This is a genomic window from Dactylosporangium sp. NPDC000521 (genome assembly GCF_042898305.1).
Lineage (GTDB): Bacteria > Actinomycetota > Actinomycetes > Mycobacteriales > Micromonosporaceae > Dactylosporangium.
Genome location: NZ_JBIAYW010000002.1, coordinates 568,596 through 586,789, shown reverse-complemented (window position 1 = coordinate 586,789; position 18,194 = coordinate 568,596). Strand labels below are relative to the sequence as shown.

Below are 18,194 nucleotides of genomic sequence, written 5' to 3'. Positions count from 1 at the left end.
GCTCTAGATTCCTAGGGCCTTTCTGGCGTAGCTGAGGTCGTCGCCGGGCGTGTAGCGGTAGGCCGAGAGGCCTGCCGCTCGCGCGGCGCGGATGTTGCGGTCCGCGTCGTCGATGAAGAGGCACTGCTTCGGGTGCGCGCCGACCAGCGCGCACGCGGCGCGGAAGAAGCCGGGCGCCGGCTTGTGCACGCCGATCTCCGAGGAGTTGGCGACCGCGTCGAACTGCGTGGTGAGCCCGTGCAGCGCGAGCACGTCGCCGAGGTCGTCCATGGCGTTGGTGGCCAGGCCGACCTTCATGCCCGCGGACCTGACGTCCTTCACGAAGCGCAGCACCTCGGGCACGATCTCGCCCTTGTACGCGTCCCACTCCCGCACGACCGCCTCGTCGACGCCCAGGGCCTCGGCGATGTTCTCAAGCCACTCGTCGCGCTTGATCTGCCCGGTGATCGCGGGCAGCTGCCGGTCCCATTCGAGGCCGGCCGCCAGGATCGCACCCGGCTCCAGGCCGTGCCGCAGCTCGATCAGCTCGGCGGTCGCCGGGTCGTGGCTGCGCAGTACACCGTCGAAATCGATCAACAGAGCGGTGGGGCGAATCGTCATGCCGCTTCTTCCGTGCGGAGGCGTTGGGAGATGACCTCGGTCACGCCCTGGCGCATGGTGACGCCGTACAGCGCGTCGGCGACCTCCATCGTGCGCTTCTGGTGCGTGATGATGATCAGCTGGCTCTTCTCGCGAAGCTGCTCGAAGAGCGTGATCAGGCGGCCGAGGTTCACGTCGTCGAGCGCCGCCTCGACCTCGTCCATGATGTAGAACGGCGAGGGGCGGGCCCGGAAGATCGCGCACAGCAGCGCGACCGCGGTCAGCGACCGCTCGCCACCCGACAGCAGCGACAGCCGCTTGATCTTCTTGCCCGGCGGGCGGGCCTCGACCTCGATGCCGGTGGTGAGCATGTCGTCGGGGTCGGTGAGCACCAGGCGGCCCTCGCCGCCGGGGAACAGCACCGAGAAGACCTGCTCGAACTCGCGCGCCGTGTCGTGGTACGCGCTGGTGAAGACCTCGAGGATGCGGTCGTCGACGTCCTTCACGACGGTGAGCAGGTCGCGGCGGGTCGCCTTGAGGTCCTCGAGCTGGTCGGAGAGGAACTTGTAACGCTCCTCCATCGCCGCGAACTCCTCCAGGGCGAGGGGGTTGACCTTGCCCAGCAGGTTGAGCTCGCGTTCGGCCTTCGCGGCGCGCTTCTCCTGCGTGGCCCGGTCGAAGGGCACCGGCGCGGGCGCGGGCCTGCCCTCGGCCTCCGCGGCGGCGACCTCGGGCGCGGTGGGCGGCACCTCCAGGTGCGGGCCGTACTCGGCGACGAGCGTGTCGGCGTCGAGGCCGAACTCCTCGGCGGAGCGCGCCTCCAGCTGCTCGATGCGCATCCGCTGCTCGGCCCGGGCGACCTCGTCGCGGTGCACGGCGTTGGTGAGCCGGTCCAGCTCGGCGGTGAACTGCTTCGCGCGGCCCCGGACCTCGGTCAGCGTCGACTCGCGCTCGGCGCGGGTCTCGGCGAGCGCGTCGCGGGTCTCCTGCGCCTCGGCGATCGACTCGGCGAGATTGTCCAGCGCCAGCTGGGCGGCACCGACCACGGCCTCGGCGACCCTGGCGCCGCGGGCGCGGGTGGCCTTGCGGGCCGCGGCCCGCTCGCGGGCGGCCCGCTCCTGGGCGGCCTGGCGCAGCAGCGCGTCGGCCCGGCCGGCGAGGGCGCCGACCCGCTCCTCGGCGGTGCGGACGGCGAGCCGGACCTCCATCTCCTGCTGGCGGGCGACGGGCACCTCGCCGGCGAGGTCGTCGCGCTCCATCGTCGAGGGGTCCTCGTCGATCGGCGTCTCCTCGGCGAGGGCAAGGCGCTCCTCCAGCTCGGCGAGGCTGGTCACGCCGGACTCGCGGGCCGCCTCCGCCTTCGCCCGGGCGGCGGCGTGCCGCTCGACCTCGGCCTTCGCGGACTTGGCGGCGGCACCGAACTCGGCGAGGCGGCGGGCGGCGGCATTGCGCGCGCTGTCGGCCTCCTTCTTCGCCGCGGCGGCCTCGGCGACCTGCTGCTTGGCGCCGGTCGCGGCGTGCCGGGCCAGGGCGAGCAGCTCGCGGGCCTCGGCGACGCGCCGCTCGGCGTCGACCTTCTGCTGGCGGGCCTCCTCGACGGCGGCCTGGACCTCGATGTAGCTGTGCTGCTTGCCCGACCCGCCGGCGGCCGCGTACGCGCCGAGGACGTCACCCTCGGGCGTGACGGCGCGCAGGTTGGGCGCGTACGACACGATCCGCTTCGCGACCGTGAGGTCGGGCGCGAAGACCACGTCGCCGATCGCTTTTTCCAGCGCCGGGCGCAGCTCGTCGGGGGCGCGGACGAGGTCCAGGGCCCAGGCGGCGCCGGGCGGCAGCGGGACCCGCTCGACCGGCGGCGCGCTGTGCGTCGGCGCGGACGCGATCAGCAGCGCGGCCCGGCCGGCGTCGTCCTGCTTGAGCATCTCCACGGACGCGGTGGCGCCGTCGATGTTGGCGACCGCGACGGCGTCGGCGAGCGCACCGAGCGCGGCGGCGAGGGCCGCCTCATGCCCGGCCTGCACCGACAGCAGCGCGGCGACGCTACCGAGCATGCCCGGGATCCGGTCGGCGCGGGCGAGCAGCGTGCCGGCGCCGTCCTTGCGGCGCAGGCCGGTCGCGAGCGCCTCCTCGCGGGCCTTCCACTGCGCGGCGTCCTTCTCGGCCGCCCGCTCCGCGTCGCTGTGCTGCTTGACCTCGTTGTTGATCGCCTCGAGCTCACGGGTCGCCTCCTGGTGACGGATCTCCAGGTCGGCGTTGGCGTGGTCGGCGACGCTCGCGCCGGCGCTCGCCTCCTCGTACAGCGCGTGGGCGTGCTCGGAGCGCGTCTCGGCCTCGGCGAGCTGCACCGACAGCCGCTCGATCTCGTCGGCGGCGGCGGTCGCACGGCTGCGGGCGGACTCGACCTGGCCGGCGAGCTTCGCCAGGCCCTCGCGGCGGTCGGCGATGGCCTTGTGCGCGGCGACGATCGCCTTCTCCGCGAACGCGAGCCGCCGCTCCAGGTCCTGCCGCCGGTCGACCGCCTCGGCGAGCCGCTCCTGGCTGGCCTCCAGGGCCGCCCGGAGCTCGTCCTCCTGCTCCCGTACCTTCTCCGCCTCGGCCGTCAGCTGGTCGGGGTCGCGGCCGGGCCGCTCGTCGACGGGGGCGGCGGACAGGTTGCGGTGCCGCTCCGAGGCCAGCTGGTGCAGCGAGCGGTAGCGCTCCTGCAACGTCGACAGCTGGAACCAGGTCTCCTGCGCCTCGGCGAGCACCGGCGCGTCGGCGGCGTGCTCGGCCTCCAGCGTCGCCAGCCGCTCGTTGATCGACTCGACCTCGGCCTCGACCTCCTCGCGGCGGGCCCGCAGCGCGGTCTCGTCCGCGATCTCCTTGTCGAGGGTGGTGCGCAGCGTGGCGAGGTCATCCGCGAGCAGGCGCAGCCGGGCGTCGCGCAGATCCGCCTGGATGCCGGCGGCGCGGCGGGCGACCTCGGCCTGCCGGCCGAGCGGCTTGAGCTGGCGGCGCAGCTCGGTGGTGAGGTCACCGAGGCGGTTGAGGTTGGCCGCCATCGCGTCGAGCTTGCGGATCGCCTTCTCTTTGCGCTTGCGGTGCTTCAGGACGCCGGCGGCCTCCTCGATGAACGAGCGGCGGTCCTCCGGCCGGGCGTGCAGCACGCCGTCGAGCCGGCCCTGGCCGACGATCACGTGCATCTCGCGGCCGATGCCGGAGTCCGACAGCAGCTCCTGGATGTCGAGCAGCCGGCACTGGTTGCCGTTGATCTCGTACTCGCTCTCACCGGAGCGGAACATCCGGCGGGTGATCGAGACCTCGGTGTAGTCGATCGGCAGCGCACCGTCGGTGTTGTCGATCGTGAGCGTGACCTCGGCGCGGCCCAGCGGCGCACGGCCGGCGGTCCCGGCGAAGATCACGTCCTCCATCTTGCCGCCGCGCAGTGCCTTGGCGCCCTGCTCGCCGAGAACCCAGGAGATCGCGTCCACCACGTTGGACTTGCCCGACCCGTTGGGGCCGACGACGCAGGTGATGCCCGGCTCGAGACGCAGCGTGGTCGCGGACGCGAAGGACTTGAAGCCCTTGACCGTCAGGCTCTTGAGATGCACGGATCTCCACGGGTTTGGTCGGGCACCGCTCGGGTTTGTCCTGGGCAGACTATCGCCCGGCAGGATACCCAATCCGGCAGTGCCGCACACCATAATGCGCCGACGCGTACCCGCGGAAATGTCACCCAGAAGTCATTCGCAACCATTGTCGACGCTGCGTCGTTACACGGCTGCACGCTGCTTTTCTTGATGTTGCGACTTTCTTGGCACTACTTCGCGGTGCGTGATGACATGACTGCGCGCCGATACCCAGAGGATGATCGGCGCGCGGGTTTGCTGTTCAATTCTGCGTAGGTTCCAGTGCAGAGCGCCGGATTCCCGGCGTTCCTTACTTGGTCGCGAAGGCCTAGGATCAGGCCATCGCCGGCTCGACGAGCCGGACCAGGTGGTCCGTCTCGGCGGCCGCCGCTGCGAGCCGGTCATTCTCGGCGCGCAGCCGGACGACCTCGAACTCGAGCGCCCGAACCTTGGCACGCAGCTGGGTGACCTCGTCTACGAGGCGCCGATCGGGCGCGCCGCCTACGTGGCCGAAGAGGGCCTTAGCCATATCGTCTCCTTGATTAGCGCAGCCGGTCGGATTCCGGCAAACGCGCGCCCAGCACCCGCGACCGAAGCACTAGGGCATGATTGGGCGCGACTGGCGACCCCTCTATGTTCGCCCCCGGTCGGCGACTTCGTCAAGCCAACTGGCACGCCAAACGTCCTGGCCAGGGTGTTCTCACTCACCCGGGTGCGTGATCACACCCCTGTAGCCGATCGTGGCAGTGTGCCACCGGTTGCCCGAAAGCGCCACTGCAAAGTAGCGTCGTGTCGAAGAAAATTCGACCTCACCCGTTCCGGAGCATCTGTTCCGCCTCACCCGCATCCGGTCGGCTCCTACCTGTGGGTTCGGCGCCAAGCACCTGCTCGGCACGTACCTGCTCTGCTCTCACCCGCGCGGGCTCGCTCGTTCGGCTTTGTTCGGCTTGGCTCTGCTTGCCCGGCTCGCTCGGCTCGGTGGGCTTGTTCGGCTTGTTCGGCTTGCTCGGCTTGCTCGGCTTGCTCGGCTTTGTTTGGTGCACGTGCTCGACCCACCTGTTCGGCCCCACCTGGAGGAGATCCGCGATGACCGCGCCGCAGCCTGGCTTGCTGGCCCGGCTCGGACCCACCGGCATCGCGGCGGCCGTCACAGCCGTCCTGATCCTCTTCGGCATCGGCGCGATGATCGTGCCCGCGCTGACCGACGGCGGGAGCGAGCCCCCTGCCGCCGCCGCGGCTCCCGAGCCCGCGGCCTCCGCTCCCTCCGACCCCACCTCCTCTTCCTCGCCGGACACTGTTGCCAGCGCCGCCCCGACCTCCGCCGCACCCACCACGGCGAAGGCCGCCACACCCACCCTCAGCGCCAGCTTCAACAGCGGCCACGAGGACCGGGTCGTACAACTCGTCAACAACGAGCGCCGCAAGGCCAGGTGCGAAGCGCTGCGGATGCACCCGCAGCTGCGGGCCGCGGCCAGGTCACACAGCGCCGACATGGTCACCCACGATTTCAACCGCTCCGAGGGCAGCGACGGCAGCTCCCCGGAGGACCGGGTCCGCCAGGCCGGCTATACCGCCTTCGCTGACGAGCTGGTCACCAAGGGCGGCGACCCCAGCGGCGTCGTCAAGAGCTGGCTGCGTAACAGCGACAACCGCAAGATCCTGCTGGACTGTGCCACGAAGTCGATCGGCGTCGGCGCCGCCATGCGCGGCAGGACGCCCTACTGGACCGTGGACACCGGCCGTGCTTGAGGGGGCCCAGCATCGTTAGTCCGGTCGTGGACCGGGTTCCGACGCTCCTGCCACTGCGGGCGCATCCCCTCGCCCGGCCACACGCATGGGAGATCGTCGCGAGCTACGGCTCCGCGTTCACCGTCGTCGTCGACGTGGCGGGCGGCCCCGGCAGCGGGCGCGACCCCGCGTACACGGCCGCCATGAGCAGGCTCGCCGAGGCCGGCGTCCGGATGCTCGGCTACGTCGACCTCGACCTGTCCACCAGGCCGATCGAACGGATCCGAGCCGACGTGTACCGCTGGGCCGGCTACCCGGTCCGCGGCATCTTCCTCGACAAGGTGCCGGTCAGCCCGCACTCGATCGGCCCCGTCGCCATCGCCGCCCGGTTCGCCCAGCGCGCCGACCTGCCCGACGTGGTCCTCAACCCGGGCGGCCCGCCCGACCAGACCTACCGCGACCTCGGCCTGCCCATCTGCGTCTTCGACGGCAGCTGGCGCGACTACCGCCGCTGGAACGGCGCCGGCGCCCTCCCCGGCGACGGCCACCTCGTCCACGCGGTGCCACCGTGGGAGCTCGACGAGGCCGCCCGCCTGCAGGTCGCCCGCGGCGCCGGCTTCGGTATGGTGACCGACCTGGGCGCCCCGGACCCGTACTCCGACCTGCCCGCCTGGTGCGGCCAGCTCGCCGGCCTCGCCGACCTCAACCCGCCGACCCCCCTGCCCCGCCGACCCCGCCCCCACCGCCTCATCAACACCGCCACCACCTCCAGCACCGCTGCCGCCGCAGCCGCCACCAGAACAGGCCGCACGGGCTAGACTACGCAGAGCGAGATGCCCGAGATCAATTAGATCGCTGGGTGTAAGGTGCAGTGAGAACTGCCAGGCACGGCACAGTCCTCCCCCGGCTGTCCTTAGCCCGCTCTTGCTCAGCGTCGAACGCCGACCCCGGTCGGCTCGTCGGGCGAGCGCACCTCCTCGGGCCTGCGCGGGCAAACCGGGCGGACGTCCAAGGCCCGCAGAACTGTCACCCTTGGTCGTGGCTGTCACCCTTGGTCGTGGAGCATGGTGCAGGCGCTGATCGCGCGGCAGGACTCCACACAGGGCCGTCGCGCACAGTCGGGGCCGCGACATGCGACGCGATCACGTGACTGAAATCACAGCGGATCGCGTCACACGATCGTGGTCTGATCGCGTGGCCTCGAGCGGTGATCACGTGGCTTAGCACGGTGACCGCTTGCCGAAGTCCAGCCTGCTGACGGCGCCGCCGACAGGGCTCGTAGGAGCGGGGCAGACGTTGCGCGGCGCAGATGCTGCGCCTGTATGGAGCGGCCGGCCCTGGACAGCGGAGCGACCCCGCACAGCGCGGCGCGGCGCGGTCCGACCCCGCACAGCGCGGCGCGGCCCGGCCCGGCGCGGCGCGGCGCGGCGCGGCCCGGCGCGGCCCGGCGCGGCCCGGCGCGGCCCGGCCCGGCGCGGCGCGGCCCGGCGCGGCCCGGCGCGGCGCGGCCCGGCGCGGCCCGGCAAGCCCCTGCTGGTCCGGCAGGCACCGGCAGGCCACCATAGGTCCGGCAGGCAGGGCAGGGCTCAGGCCAGCCAAGATCCAAGATCGATGGGCCCGGCCCGACCCGAATCGGCAGGTGGGTCGCCATCACCGCCAGGTTGCTGCAGCGATCTTCGTGCGGTGCAGCAGCGGTCGAGGGACATCATCTGGTGCTGAGCCGCCTTGCCGGAACGCGGGAACCGGAGCTGCGGCTCGGTCACACCCACACGGTCCGAGATCCGGCCCGGAGATCCGACCAGGCCACCGAAGCGGCCGCGCCGCCTGGCCAGGTCAGCGCTATGGCTGTGCTGCCGAGGCCCAGTCAGGAACGCCGCGGCGATGAGATCTGGCCAGGGCAATCGCGGCAGATCGTGCTGGCGGGATCTGGCGAAGGCAGAGGGGTGATCAGGTCGGGTTGGGTCAGCGGGGTGATCGGGTCGCGGAGGTTCGGGGGCGGGGCTGGCAGCGGGGGCAGGAGAAGGACGAGCGGTTCATGAACGACTCGCGGCGGATCGGGGTGGCGCAGCGGGAGCAGGGCAGGCCCTCGCGGCCGTAGGCGTTCAGGGAGCGGTCGAAGTAGCCGCTTTCGCCGTTGACGTTGACGTACAGCGCGTCGAAGCTGGTGCCGCCCTGGCCGATCGCCTCGTTCAGGACGTCGCGGACGTGGCCGAGCAGGCGGCGTACGACAGGGCGGGAGAGCTGGTCGGTCTGGCGGGCGCCGTGCAGCTTGGCGCGCCAGAGTGCCTCGTCGGCGTAGATGTTGCCGACGCCGGAGATCAGGGTCTGGTCGAGCAGGGCGCGCTTGACGTCGGTACGGCGGCGGCGCAGGTTCTCCACGAACGCCTCGTCGGAGAAGGACGGGTCGACCGGGTCGAGCGCGATGTGCGCGAGCTCCAGGGGCAGCACCGCGCCGCCGGCGGAGACCGCGAGGCCGCCGAAGGTGCGCTGGTCGACGAAGCGCAGCTCGGGGCCGTCGTCGTCGAACGTGAACCGGACCCGCAGGTGCACTTCGGCGGGCGCCTCGACCGGCTGCATGAGCAGCTGGCCCGACATGCCCAGGTGGCCGACGAGCGCGTCCTCGTCGTCGAGCGGCAGCCAGAGGTACTTGCCGCGGCGCTGGACCGGGCCGACGCGGCGGCCGGCGAGGACGTCGGCGAAGTGGACGGCGCCGGGCAGGTGGCGGCGGATCGCGCGCGGGTGCAGCACCTCGACGGTGGCGATGCGCCGGCCGGAGACCCACTTGTCGAGGCCCCGGCGGACGGTCTCGACCTCGGGCAGCTCAGGCATCAGGCTCCAATGCGAAGGAAGGCCCCGAACAGGAAGCCCCAAGAAGAAGCCCCCAAGGGGTACCAGGAATCAGATGGCGTAGTGCCAGACGGTGATCAGGTAGGACCCGTACCACAGCCCGAACGCCGCGCAGCCCGACAACACTAGCGCCGCCGTTCGCGGCTTCGCCCGTCCGAGTGCGACCGCCGGCGGGACCAGGATCACCAGCACGGGGACCAGCAGCCGCGGCTTGGAGTGGTAGTAGCCGCCCTGGCCGAGGACCAGGACGAGCGCGATCAGCCCGTACACGAGCAGCGGCGGCCACACCTTCTGCACCACGGCGATCGCGGCCAGCGCGACGACCCCGATGACCATCCAGGCAATGCTCACCTGGATCCAGCCATCGCCGGTGCGCAGCGCGTCGCGCACGAAGTTGAACGTGGACGTGCCGTAGTCGAACGTGGTGCCCCAGCCGGCGGTCTGGATGTTGAACCACGCGCCGAGGTCGCCGACCCGCAAGCCGACCCACAACAGGTAGCCGGGCACGCCGGCGAGCGCGACGGCGGCCGCGAGGATCGGGTGCCAGATCGGCGGGCCATCCGGGCCATCCGGCTCGCCGGCCCGGTCAACGCCAGCCCGGTCAGCGCCGGCCCGGTCCACACGGGCCCGGTACACGGCCATCCCGGCGGCGACCGCCAAGGCCAGCGCCGCCGCGGCGCCGGTCGGCCGGGACAGAGCCGCGCCGAGGCCGAACAGGCCGGCGAAGAGCCAGTCGCCGCGGTGCGCGAACAGGAACATGCCGGCGACCATCGCGACGAACAGCGCCTCCGAGTACGCCATGGACAGCGCCATCGACATGGGCTGGGTGCAGAACAGGGCGGTCAGGGCCACGCCGACCCGTTCGTCGTAGAGGCGGGTGCCCAGCGCGCACACGAGGACCGCGGCGAACGCGCCGGCGATCCATGCGACCGTGATCGCGGCGGTGCCGACCTCGAGGCCGGTCGCCAGGTGCACGAGGCGGACGAGCATCGGGTAGCCGGGGAAGAACGCCAGGCCGTTGCCCGTGAGCTGCCCCTCGGTGGTGTAGCTGTACCCGGTCGGGTACCCCTCCTCGGCGAGGCGGACGAAGTGGCCGCCGTCCCACGCGAGCAACCGGCTGCGGATCTCGCCGTTGTCGGCCATCCACCAGACCAGCAGGAGCTGCAGGAGACGGCTCAGCGCGTACACCGCCAGCGGCAGAGCCCACAGGATCTGCGTCCTCGGTCGCCGCGCCAGCTCAGTCACCGCGGTCATCGTCACCCTTCGACGGTTCCGGCGGCCGCGCCGACAGCTCCCGCCAGGCTGCCTCTGCGGCCCGCTGCTCAGCTTCCTTCTTGCTGCCGCCCTGGGCGCCGCCGTAGCGGCGCTTGGCGACGATCACCCAGGCGGTGAACCGCTTGGCGTGGTCGGGGCCCTCCTCGTCGATGCGGTACTCGGGGACGCCGAGGCCGCGGCCGGCGGTGAGCTCCTGGAGGCTGGTCTTCCAGTCGAGACCGGCGCCGCGCAGCGCTGCCTCGGCCATGAGCTCGTCGAACAGCTTGTGGATCACCGTGGCGGCGGTGTCCAGGCCGTACTGGAGGTAGATCGCGCCGATGAGCGCCTCGAGCGTGTCGGCGAGGATGCTGGCCTTGTTGCGCCCGCCGGTCGCCTCCTCGCCCTTGCCGAGCAGCAGGAACGGCCCGATGCCCTCGGGGCCGAGCCGGCGGGCGACGTCGGCGAGGGCGCGCATGTTGACCACGCTCGCGCGCAGCTTCGCCAGCTGCCCCTCGGCGAGGTCGGGGTGGTTCTTGAACAGCGCGGTGGTGATCACGACGCCGAGCACGGCGTCGCCGAGGAACTCGAGCCGCTCGTTGGTGGGCAGGCCGCCGTTCTCGTAGGCGTACGAGCGGTGGGTCAGTGCCCGACGCAGCATGTCGGGGTCGAACTCCACCTCGAAGGCGGACTCGAGTGGGGTCGGGTTTCTCACGAGCGCTCTCCCAATGCGTCACGGATGGTGAGGCCGCCGGCCGAGGAGAGTTCGGTCAGCAGTTCGTCGGCGAGCCCGGCGACCGCGGGGATGATCCGCTCGCGGTGCAGGTGTGCGGCGAGGGCGATGCCGGAGGCGATGTCGGGACCGTCGGCGGAGCCGTGGCAGACCACGACGGCGCCGGCGACGCCGAGCAGTGCGGCGCCTTTGCTGACGGCGGCCGCATGTGGCGCTTCGACCGCTTTAGTGCGGTTTGCGGCGATTGTACTGGCAGCCGTCGCGCCCTCGATGCCCTTGAGCAGGATGTTGCCGGTGAAACCGTCGGTGACGATCACGTCGGCCGGGCCTCCGAGGGGCACGTCGTGGCCCTCGACGAGGCCGATGTAGCGCCCGCCGGCGGGCAGGACGGTGTCGGACAGCGCGACGGCGACGGCCCGGCGGAGCCGGTCGCCCTTGCCGGGCTCGCTGCCGATGGACAGCAGCCCGACGCGCGGGTCGGTCACGCCGAGGGCCACCTTGGCGTAGGCGGTGCCGAGGACCGCGTGCTGGACGAGCTCCAGCATGGTGCCGTCGATCGTCACGCCCACGTCGAGCAGCAGCACCGGGCCGTGCGGGGTGGGCACGTGCGCGGCGAGGCCGGGGCGTCGCACGCCGCGGAGCCGCCCCAGCACGTGCGCCGACGCGGCGACGGCGGCACCGCTGGATCCGGCGGAGACCATCGCGTCGGCGCGACCGGCGTAGACCGCCTCGGCGGCGGCGCGCACGGTGGACTCCCGCCTGACGTGGCGCATGGGCGCGTCACCCATGCCGACGGTGCGGTCGACCACGCTCACGCTGACGCGCTCGCGGTCGTTGACCGCGAGCGCGCCGATGACCTCGTCGGCCGACTCGCGCGGCCCTACGAGGAGCAGATGCAGGTCTGGATCGGCGCTGCACGCGCGCAGAGCGCCGTCAACCACGACGGCGGGAGCACTGTCCCCGCCGAGGAGGTCGACGGCGATCCGCGCGGTGCCGGACGGGGGCTGCCCGCCGTGCGGCGACCTGTCGGATCGCGTCACCCGGATCCGGAAATCAGACCTCGATGACCTGACGGCCGTTGTACGTGCCGCAGACCGAGCACGCAGCGTGGGGCAGCTTCGGAGAGCGGCACTGCGGGCACGGCTGCGTCTGCACCGCGACGGCTTTCCACTGGCTCCGGCGCGACCGGGTGTTGCTGCGCGACATCTTCCGCTTGGGAACGGCCACGGGTCTTACTCCTCTGAGTGCTGGATCTGGGTCAGGGCGGCCCAGCGCGGGTCGAGCTGCTCGTGGCCGTGGCCGGCGGGCAACTCATCCAGCGGCACCCCGCAGTCGGGGCACAGCCCTGGGCAGTCTTCACGGCACACGGGATTGGCGGCCAGGGAGAGCACCACCGCGTCCCGCAATGCCGGCTCCAGGTCGATCAGGTCGCCCTGCAGCCTTCCGACCTCGTCCTCGTCGGTCGTCTCGTCCGTGGTGCTGTGCTCATAGGCATAGAACTCTTGGATCGGGACTTCCAACGTGTCGCTGATCGGGCGCAGGCAGCGTCCGCACTCGCCCGCCAGCGGGCCGGTGACGGTGCCGGAGACGAGAACGCCTTCTGACACCGACTCCATCCGCAGCTGGAGGTCGAGCTCGGCGCCCGCAGGCACACCGATCAGCTCCAGACCGAGGTCCTCGGGTGCCGGCACTTGGCGCGACACCGCATGCAGAGCGCCCGGTCGTCGCGGCAGGTCTCTCGTCTCGAGGACCAGCGGCTTCCGGGGATCCAGGTGCGGGTGCGGTTGATGTGGCATCTTCAGACTCCGGCCAGGCAGGGCCGACGGACAAGGCTACCCGAGCGGCAGATCTCCCGTCGAATCGCCCCTGCGTTCAGTCAGAACGGCAGCGGCCGGTCGTCGTCGCCGGACGGTGTGAATGAGCCTATCTCGCGCAGCGCGTGCATCTTGTCGCGGCCACGCTCGATCGAGGCGAGGGAGCGGGTGAGGAACTGCTCGAAGTTGGCGAGGGCCGTGTCGACGTAGTCGTCGACCTCGTCGCGGAGCCGCTGGGTCTCGGCCCGCGCCTCGTTGATCATGCGCGACGCCTCGTGCTCGGCGGAGACGACGATCTCGTTGATCGACACGAGCCGGTTGTGCTCCTGCTCCGCCTCGGTGATGATCCGCTCGGCCTCGCGGCGCCCCGCATCGACGATCTTGTCCCGCTCGTCGAGCAGCGCGGTGGCACGCCGAAGTTCACCCGGCAGGTCGGCACGCAACTGGTCGAGCAGGTTGATCATCTCGGCGCGGTCGGCCACGAAGTTGCTCCGCGACATCGGCGCCGACCGTGCACCCTCGACCAGCGCGATGATCTGGTCGATGCTCTCGAGCGGATCCACTTGCGGTCACTCCCTGTCCCCACGGCAAACAACGACACCATCATGCGGCCCAAACCATGATGCCGCTCCATCGCCACACGGAAAGCTTTCAGTTTCCGGGTTTCACGAGCCGTTCGCGCAGCAGGTTTGCCACAAGGTCGGGCACATGCGGCGAAACGTCGCCGCCCCATTTCGCGACCTCTTTGATGAGGCTCGACGAGACGAATGAGTACTTCGGGTTGGTCGGCATGAAGAGCGTCTCGATGGCGCCGAGCCCGTAGTTCATCTGCGCCATCTGCAGCTCGTAGTCGAAGTCGCCGGCGACCCGGACGCCCTTGACGATCGCGCTGACGTCGTTGGCCCGGCAGAAGTCGACCAGCAGCCCCTGGAAGACGTCGACCCGCACATTGGCGTACGGCGCCGTCACCTCCGCGAGCATCTCCTGCCGCTCTTCGACCGTGAACAGCCCCGCCTTGCTCGTGTTGATCAGCACGGCGACGACGACCTCATCGAACATCTTCGAAGCGCGTCCCACGATGTCCAGGTGTCCGTTGGTCACCGGATCGAACGAACCCGGACACACCGCGCGCCTCATTGCACCAGCCCAAGCCTCATGAGCGGGGACCGTACCAAAACCGCTCCGGCCGACCGCGTCACATGCCCGGGTCTCGTTCGGCATACCACAGCGTCGTCTCCCCGTAACGCCGCTCGGCGCGCTGCCGCAGGCCCTCGGGCCAGCGCATCGGGGCGCCGCGGCTGCTGCGCTCGACCACCACGACGGCGCCGGCGGCGAGCCAGCGCGCGACCAGCGCGTCCAGGACCGCAGCCACCTTCTCGTCGGTCACGGCATACGGCGGGTCGACGAACACCACGTCGTAGAGCCCGTCGGGCTCCTGCTGGAGCAGCCGCTCGACCTTGTCCGCGACCAGCTTCACCGTGCCGCCGACACCCAGGGTGGCGATGTTGGCCCGCACGATCCTGGCGGCCTTGGCGTCGCTCTCGGCGAGCAGCACGTGGGCGGCGCCGCGCGAGCACGCCTCGAACCCGACGGCGCCGGATCCCGCGTACAGGTCGGCGAACCTCGACCCGTCGAGGTCGACCATGGCCTCCAGGCTGCTGAAGAGGGCCTCCCGGACCCGGTCCGAGGTCGGCCGGGTCCCCTGTCCCGCGGGGACCGTCAGGCGCCGGCCGCCGAGCGTGCCGGCCACGATGCGTGTCACGCCGTCCAGCCTAGGCCCGGCCGTGACGTGACCCGCGTCACTCATGATTCGGACTTTTCCGATTTTTCATCGTGTACTGCGATTCAATCCGGCATCACCGCTCCGCGCAGCCGATTACGGAGCGTGACGTGCCGCCGAGCAGGGTGAGACCGCCCCGGACTGCGATGCCGGGGGCACGTCTTGCGTAAGACCCTGCTCGTCCTCGGTGGCACGCCTGCTGTTCGGCGGCGCCTTCGCCGGCACCGCGTTCGCCTCGTCGGCCAGCGCCGGCTCGTCCTGCACCCCGGCGTCCTCGGCCACCTACCGGCACACGTTCGACGGACCGGCCGGCACCGTGACGATCACCTCGGCCGCGCCCCTGTGCTCCGGCGACCGGCAGGCCTTCACGCTCGTCTCCTACACCGCCCCGTCGAAGTCCTTCGGCAACCCGCAGTTCGCCACCGCCACCGCCACCGCCGCCACGCCGTCGATCACCCTCCGCGTCGACGTCCCCGGCTGCTACACCCAGGTCGACACCGTCTTCGGCGCCGATGTGATCAACCCCATGTCGACGGCGGCCCCCGCTACGGCCCCACCAAGCTCGGCGACGCCGCCGCTCCCGGCAGCCGCTCGGCGGGCGTGCGCGCCTGGTACAACGGCGGCACCGCGACCTGCGCCCCCGGCCCGCCGCGACCTTCACCAGCGACTGCGACGGCACCCTGACGGCCCACCTCGCCAACGCCCCCACCGCCAACGTGGACGCCGTCTTCGACCTCCCCGGCGGCCTCGCCCGGGTCTCCCCGGGCACGACCCGCGACGTGCCGGTCGCCGCCCTGCAGGTGACGGTCCGCGACAACACGTTCAAGACGGTGACCGCCACCTGGGCCGCCCCGTCCTCCTGCGACACCCCGGCGCCCGCCACCTCCCCGTCCGCGTCCACCTCCCCGTCCGCCTCTTCGCCGACCTCGCCGTCCGCTTCCGCCCCGGAATCCGCGTCGCCGTCGGTGTCCGCTTCGGTCTCCGCCGCACCTTCCGCGTCCGCCTCGGAATCCGCTTCGCCGTCGGCGTCCGCCTCGCCGTCGGTGTCCGCCGCTACGTCGGTGACCGTCTCGGATCCGGCCACCGCCACACCGCCCGCGTCGACCCCGATCTCCGCCTCGCCGTCGGAGTCCCAGACCGCCGCCGCCCCCTCCCCCACCACGTCGACCTCCACCTCGCCGACCACGCCCGCGTCCCCGTCAGCCTCGGCCCCGCAGACGAACAACCCGGTCCAGACCGTCACCGAGATCACCCCCACCAACGGCAACGGCAACGGCAACGGCAACGGCAACGGCAACGGCGCGACCCCGACCACGGCCGGCACCACCCCCGCCGCATCGAGCAACCTCCCGGTCACCGGCACCAACGCCACGGTCCTCGGCGCCGCCGCCATCTTCATGATCGGGTTCGGCGGCGGCCTGATCCTCCTCAGCCGCAGCCCCCGCCGCGGCCGCCACGCCGCCTGACCCTGCCCCATAGACGTTGCGCGATCCACTCCCGCTTCAGTGATCCTTTCGGGGGTGGATCGCGCAACGTCCATTCCCAAAGCCACACATCTGGGCATTGACCGACGCCTACGGCCGCAGCCGCAACCGGCCCGCATGTGCAGCTCCGCCGTCCGGTCACCTGCTGCGGCAGGGCGGGCGCGGGTCAGCCCTTCTCGAGGTACTCGGCGCGCTCCTCGTCGACGAGCTGGGTGACGGTCGCGGCCAGGCCGGGGTGGCGGGTCAGCTCGCGGTCGTCCTCCAGGAGTTCGATCGCCTCGGCGCGGGCGTCGCCGATCAGCTCGGCGTCGCGGAGCAAGGACAGGAGCTTCAGGTGGGAGCGGCGGCCGGACTGGGTGGCGCCCAGGACGTCGCCCTCGCGGCGTTGCTCCAGGTCGAGCTCGGCGAGCTTGAAGCCGTCGGTCGTGGAGGCCACCGCGTCCAGGCGGGTGCGGGCGGGGGTGCCCTCGACGGACTCGGTGACGAGGAGGCACAGGCCGGCGGCGCTGCCCCGGCCGACCCGGCCGCGGAGCTGGTGCAGCTGGGAGACGCCGAAACGGTCCGCGTCGAGGATCATCATCACCGTCGAGTTGGGGACGTCGACGCCGACCTCGATGACCGTGGTGGCGACCAGCACGTCCAGGTCACCGGCGGCGAACGAGCGCATCACCGCGTCCTTCTCGTCGGCGGGCAGGCGGCCGTGGAGGATGCCGATCCGCAGGCCGTGCAGCGGGCCGTCCGCCAGCTGCGGCGCGACGTCGAGCACGGCCAGCGGTGCCCGGCGGTCGTCGTCGCCGGGTGCGAGGGCCAGGTCCTCGCCGTCGGACTTGGCGTCGCCGATGCGGGGGCAGACGATGTACGCCTGGTGGCCGGCCGCGACCTCCTCCCGGATGCGGCGCCACGCCCGGTCCAGGAACGCGGGCTTGTCCGTGGCCGGCACGACGTGCGACGCGATCGGGGAGCGGCCGTTGGGCAGCTGGCTGAGCACCGAGGTCTCCAGGTCGCCGAAGACCGTCATCGCCACGGTGCGCGGGATCGGCGTCGCCGTCATGACCAGCACGTGCGGCGGCTGGTCGGCCTTGGCGCGCAACGCGTCGCGCTGCTCGACGCCGAAGCGGTGCTGCTCGTCGACGACGATGAGGCCCAGGTCCTTGAACGTGACCCCCTCGTACAGCAGTGCGTGCGTGCCGACGATGATGCCCGCGGCGCCGGAGCCGATCTCCTCCAGGACCTTGCGCTTGGCGGCGGCGCCGAGCGAGCCGGTCAGCAGCGCGACCCGGGTCGCGTCGGGGGCGGCGTCGAGCTCACCGGCCCGGGCCATGCCGCCGAGCAGGTCGATCACGTTGCGGTGGTGCTGGGCGGCGAGGACCTCGGTCGGGGCGAGCATCGCGGCCTGCCCGCCGGCGTCGACGACCTGCAGCATGGCCCGCAGGGCACAGACGGTCTTGCCGGAGCCGACCTCACCCTGCAGGAGCCGGTGCATCGGGTGGGGGCGGGCCAGGTCGGCCGCGATCTCGTCGCCGACGTCCCGCTGGCCGCGGGTCAGCTCATACGGCAGCTGCCCGTCGAACGTCGCCAGCAGCCCGTCGTCGCGCAGCGGCCGGGCCCGGGCCGGCCAGTCGGCGGCGCGGTGCTTGCGCTGCACCAGGGTCAGCTGGAGCGCGAACGCCTCGTCCCACTTCAGCCGGCGCCTGGCGAAGTGCAGCGACTCGCGGGACTCGGGCCGGTGGATCTCGCGGAGGGCCTTGTCGAGGGAGGAGAGCTTCCGCTTGGCGCGAACCGTCGCCGGCACGGGGTCCGGCGTGGGCGGCAGCACGTCCAGCACGGTGCGCACGGCGGCGGCGATCCGCCACGTCGGCACCTTCGCCGTCGCCGGATAGACCGGGATGATCGCGCCCGCGAACTCCTCGACGGTCTCCTCCCCCTCGGCGCCGTCGAGCAGGATGTAGTCGGGCTGGTTGAGCTGCAGCTTGCTCTGGAACCGGCCGACCTTGCCGGAGAACAGTCCCCACCGCCCGGGCCGCAGCTGCGACTCCCGCCACGGCTGGTTGAAGAACGTGACGCTCAGCTCGCCGCCGCTGTCGTCGCCGACGACCACCTCCAGCAGCGATCCGCGCTTGCCCGCGGTCTTGCCCCGCTGCTGCATGAACGTCCGCGACGACACCCGCTTCACCTGCCCGAACACCGTGACCTCGGTGTCCATCTCCAGGGACCGGATGTCGGTGTGCTCGCCGCGTTCCTCGTAGCGCCGCGGGAAGTGATACACGAGGTCACCCACGGTGTGCAGGTTGAGGCTGTCGGCGAGCAGCTTCGCGCCGTTGCCGATCACCTTCTGCAACGGCGTGGTCAGGTCGATCTCGGTCACCGGCT

The 18,194-nt window shown here is 71.8% G+C and carries 16 protein-coding genes; 3 read left to right on the top strand and 13 right to left on the bottom strand.

The window, feature by feature from the left end; genetic code table 11:
• Positions 1-3: 3 nt before the first annotated feature.
• The 3 genes from ACFY3L_RS08385 to ACFY3L_RS08375 form a co-directional block, all read right to left on the bottom strand.
• On the bottom strand, positions 4-600 hold the full coding sequence (locus ACFY3L_RS08385; protein ID WP_389320139.1) for an HAD-IA family hydrolase: 597 nt from the start codon (positions 598-600) through the stop codon (positions 4-6).
• Positions 597-4,169, bottom strand: coding sequence for a chromosome segregation protein SMC (gene smc, locus ACFY3L_RS08380; RefSeq protein ID WP_389320136.1), 3,573 nt, complete (start codon positions 4,167-4,169; stop codon positions 597-599). The genes ACFY3L_RS08385 and smc overlap by 4 nt, the downstream gene beginning before the upstream one ends.
• A gap of 352 nt (positions 4,170-4,521) precedes the next feature.
• Positions 4,522-4,716: a hypothetical protein gene (locus ACFY3L_RS08375; RefSeq protein WP_033357811.1), complete on the bottom strand. Its 195-nt coding sequence runs from the start codon at positions 4,714-4,716 to the stop codon at positions 4,522-4,524.
• A gap of 557 nt (positions 4,717-5,273) precedes the next feature.
• Here ACFY3L_RS08375 and ACFY3L_RS08370 point away from each other — a divergent pair.
• Together ACFY3L_RS08370 and ACFY3L_RS08365 are read left to right on the top strand one after the other, a co-directional pair.
• Positions 5,274-5,936: a CAP domain-containing protein gene (locus ACFY3L_RS08370; RefSeq protein ID WP_389320133.1), complete on the top strand. Its 663-nt coding sequence runs from the start codon at positions 5,274-5,276 to the stop codon at positions 5,934-5,936.
• 26 nt (positions 5,937-5,962) lie between these two features.
• The gene (locus tag ACFY3L_RS08365) at positions 5,963-6,733 is read left to right on the top strand and encodes a spherulation-specific family 4 protein (RefSeq protein WP_389320131.1); all 771 of its coding nucleotides are present in this window, start codon (positions 5,963-5,965) and stop codon (positions 6,731-6,733) included.
• Between the two features lie 1,144 nt (positions 6,734-7,877).
• On the opposite strand, the gene mutM is transcribed toward ACFY3L_RS08365, so the two are convergent.
• From mutM to rsmD, 9 genes are all read right to left on the bottom strand, one after another.
• The gene (gene mutM, locus ACFY3L_RS08360) at positions 7,878-8,744 is read right to left on the bottom strand and encodes a bifunctional DNA-formamidopyrimidine glycosylase/DNA-(apurinic or apyrimidinic site) lyase (RefSeq protein WP_389320128.1); all 867 of its coding nucleotides are present in this window, start codon (positions 8,742-8,744) and stop codon (positions 7,878-7,880) included.
• A 69-nt stretch (positions 8,745-8,813) separates the two neighbouring features.
• Complete coding sequence (locus ACFY3L_RS08355) at positions 8,814-10,016, bottom strand: mannosyltransferase family protein (protein WP_389320126.1); 1,203 nt, start codon at positions 10,014-10,016, stop codon at positions 8,814-8,816.
• Positions 10,000-10,674, bottom strand: a complete 675-nt coding sequence (rnc, locus tag ACFY3L_RS08350; protein WP_389321126.1) for a ribonuclease III — start codon at positions 10,672-10,674, stop codon at positions 10,000-10,002. The genes ACFY3L_RS08355 and rnc overlap by 17 nt, the downstream gene beginning before the upstream one ends.
• Before the next feature lie 50 nt (positions 10,675-10,724).
• On the bottom strand, positions 10,725-11,786 hold the full coding sequence (locus ACFY3L_RS08345; RefSeq protein ID WP_389320123.1) for a phosphate acyltransferase PlsX: 1,062 nt from the start codon (positions 11,784-11,786) through the stop codon (positions 10,725-10,727).
• Between the two features lie 13 nt (positions 11,787-11,799).
• The gene (gene rpmF, locus ACFY3L_RS08340) at positions 11,800-11,973 is read right to left on the bottom strand and encodes a 50S ribosomal protein L32 (protein WP_033357807.1); all 174 of its coding nucleotides are present in this window, start codon (positions 11,971-11,973) and stop codon (positions 11,800-11,802) included.
• Between the two features lie 5 nt (positions 11,974-11,978).
• A complete protein-coding gene (locus ACFY3L_RS08335; protein WP_389320120.1) occupies positions 11,979-12,542 on the bottom strand; it encodes a YceD family protein in 564 nt (187 codons plus the stop codon).
• Between the two features lie 80 nt (positions 12,543-12,622).
• Positions 12,623-13,123, bottom strand: a complete 501-nt coding sequence (locus tag ACFY3L_RS08330) for a hypothetical protein (protein ID WP_344507992.1) — start codon at positions 13,121-13,123, stop codon at positions 12,623-12,625.
• Positions 13,124-13,211: 88 nt separating this feature from the next.
• Complete coding sequence (gene coaD / locus ACFY3L_RS08325; RefSeq protein ID WP_389321123.1) at positions 13,212-13,697, bottom strand: pantetheine-phosphate adenylyltransferase; 486 nt, start codon at positions 13,695-13,697, stop codon at positions 13,212-13,214.
• Between the two features lie 58 nt (positions 13,698-13,755).
• Positions 13,756-14,322: a 16S rRNA (guanine(966)-N(2))-methyltransferase RsmD gene (gene rsmD / locus ACFY3L_RS08320; RefSeq protein ID WP_389320117.1), complete on the bottom strand. Its 567-nt coding sequence runs from the start codon at positions 14,320-14,322 to the stop codon at positions 13,756-13,758.
• Positions 14,323-15,056: 734 nt separating this feature from the next.
• Between rsmD and ACFY3L_RS08315 the strand changes: the two genes are divergently transcribed.
• On the top strand, positions 15,057-15,806 hold the full coding sequence (locus ACFY3L_RS08315) for a hypothetical protein (protein ID WP_389320114.1): 750 nt from the start codon (positions 15,057-15,059) through the stop codon (positions 15,804-15,806).
• A gap of 184 nt (positions 15,807-15,990) precedes the next feature.
• On the opposite strand, the gene recG is transcribed toward ACFY3L_RS08315, so the two are convergent.
• Entirely contained in the window at positions 15,991-18,189 is a 2,199-nt protein-coding gene (gene recG, locus ACFY3L_RS08310; RefSeq protein WP_389320112.1) for an ATP-dependent DNA helicase RecG, read from the bottom strand.
• Positions 18,190-18,194 lie beyond the last annotated feature (5 nt).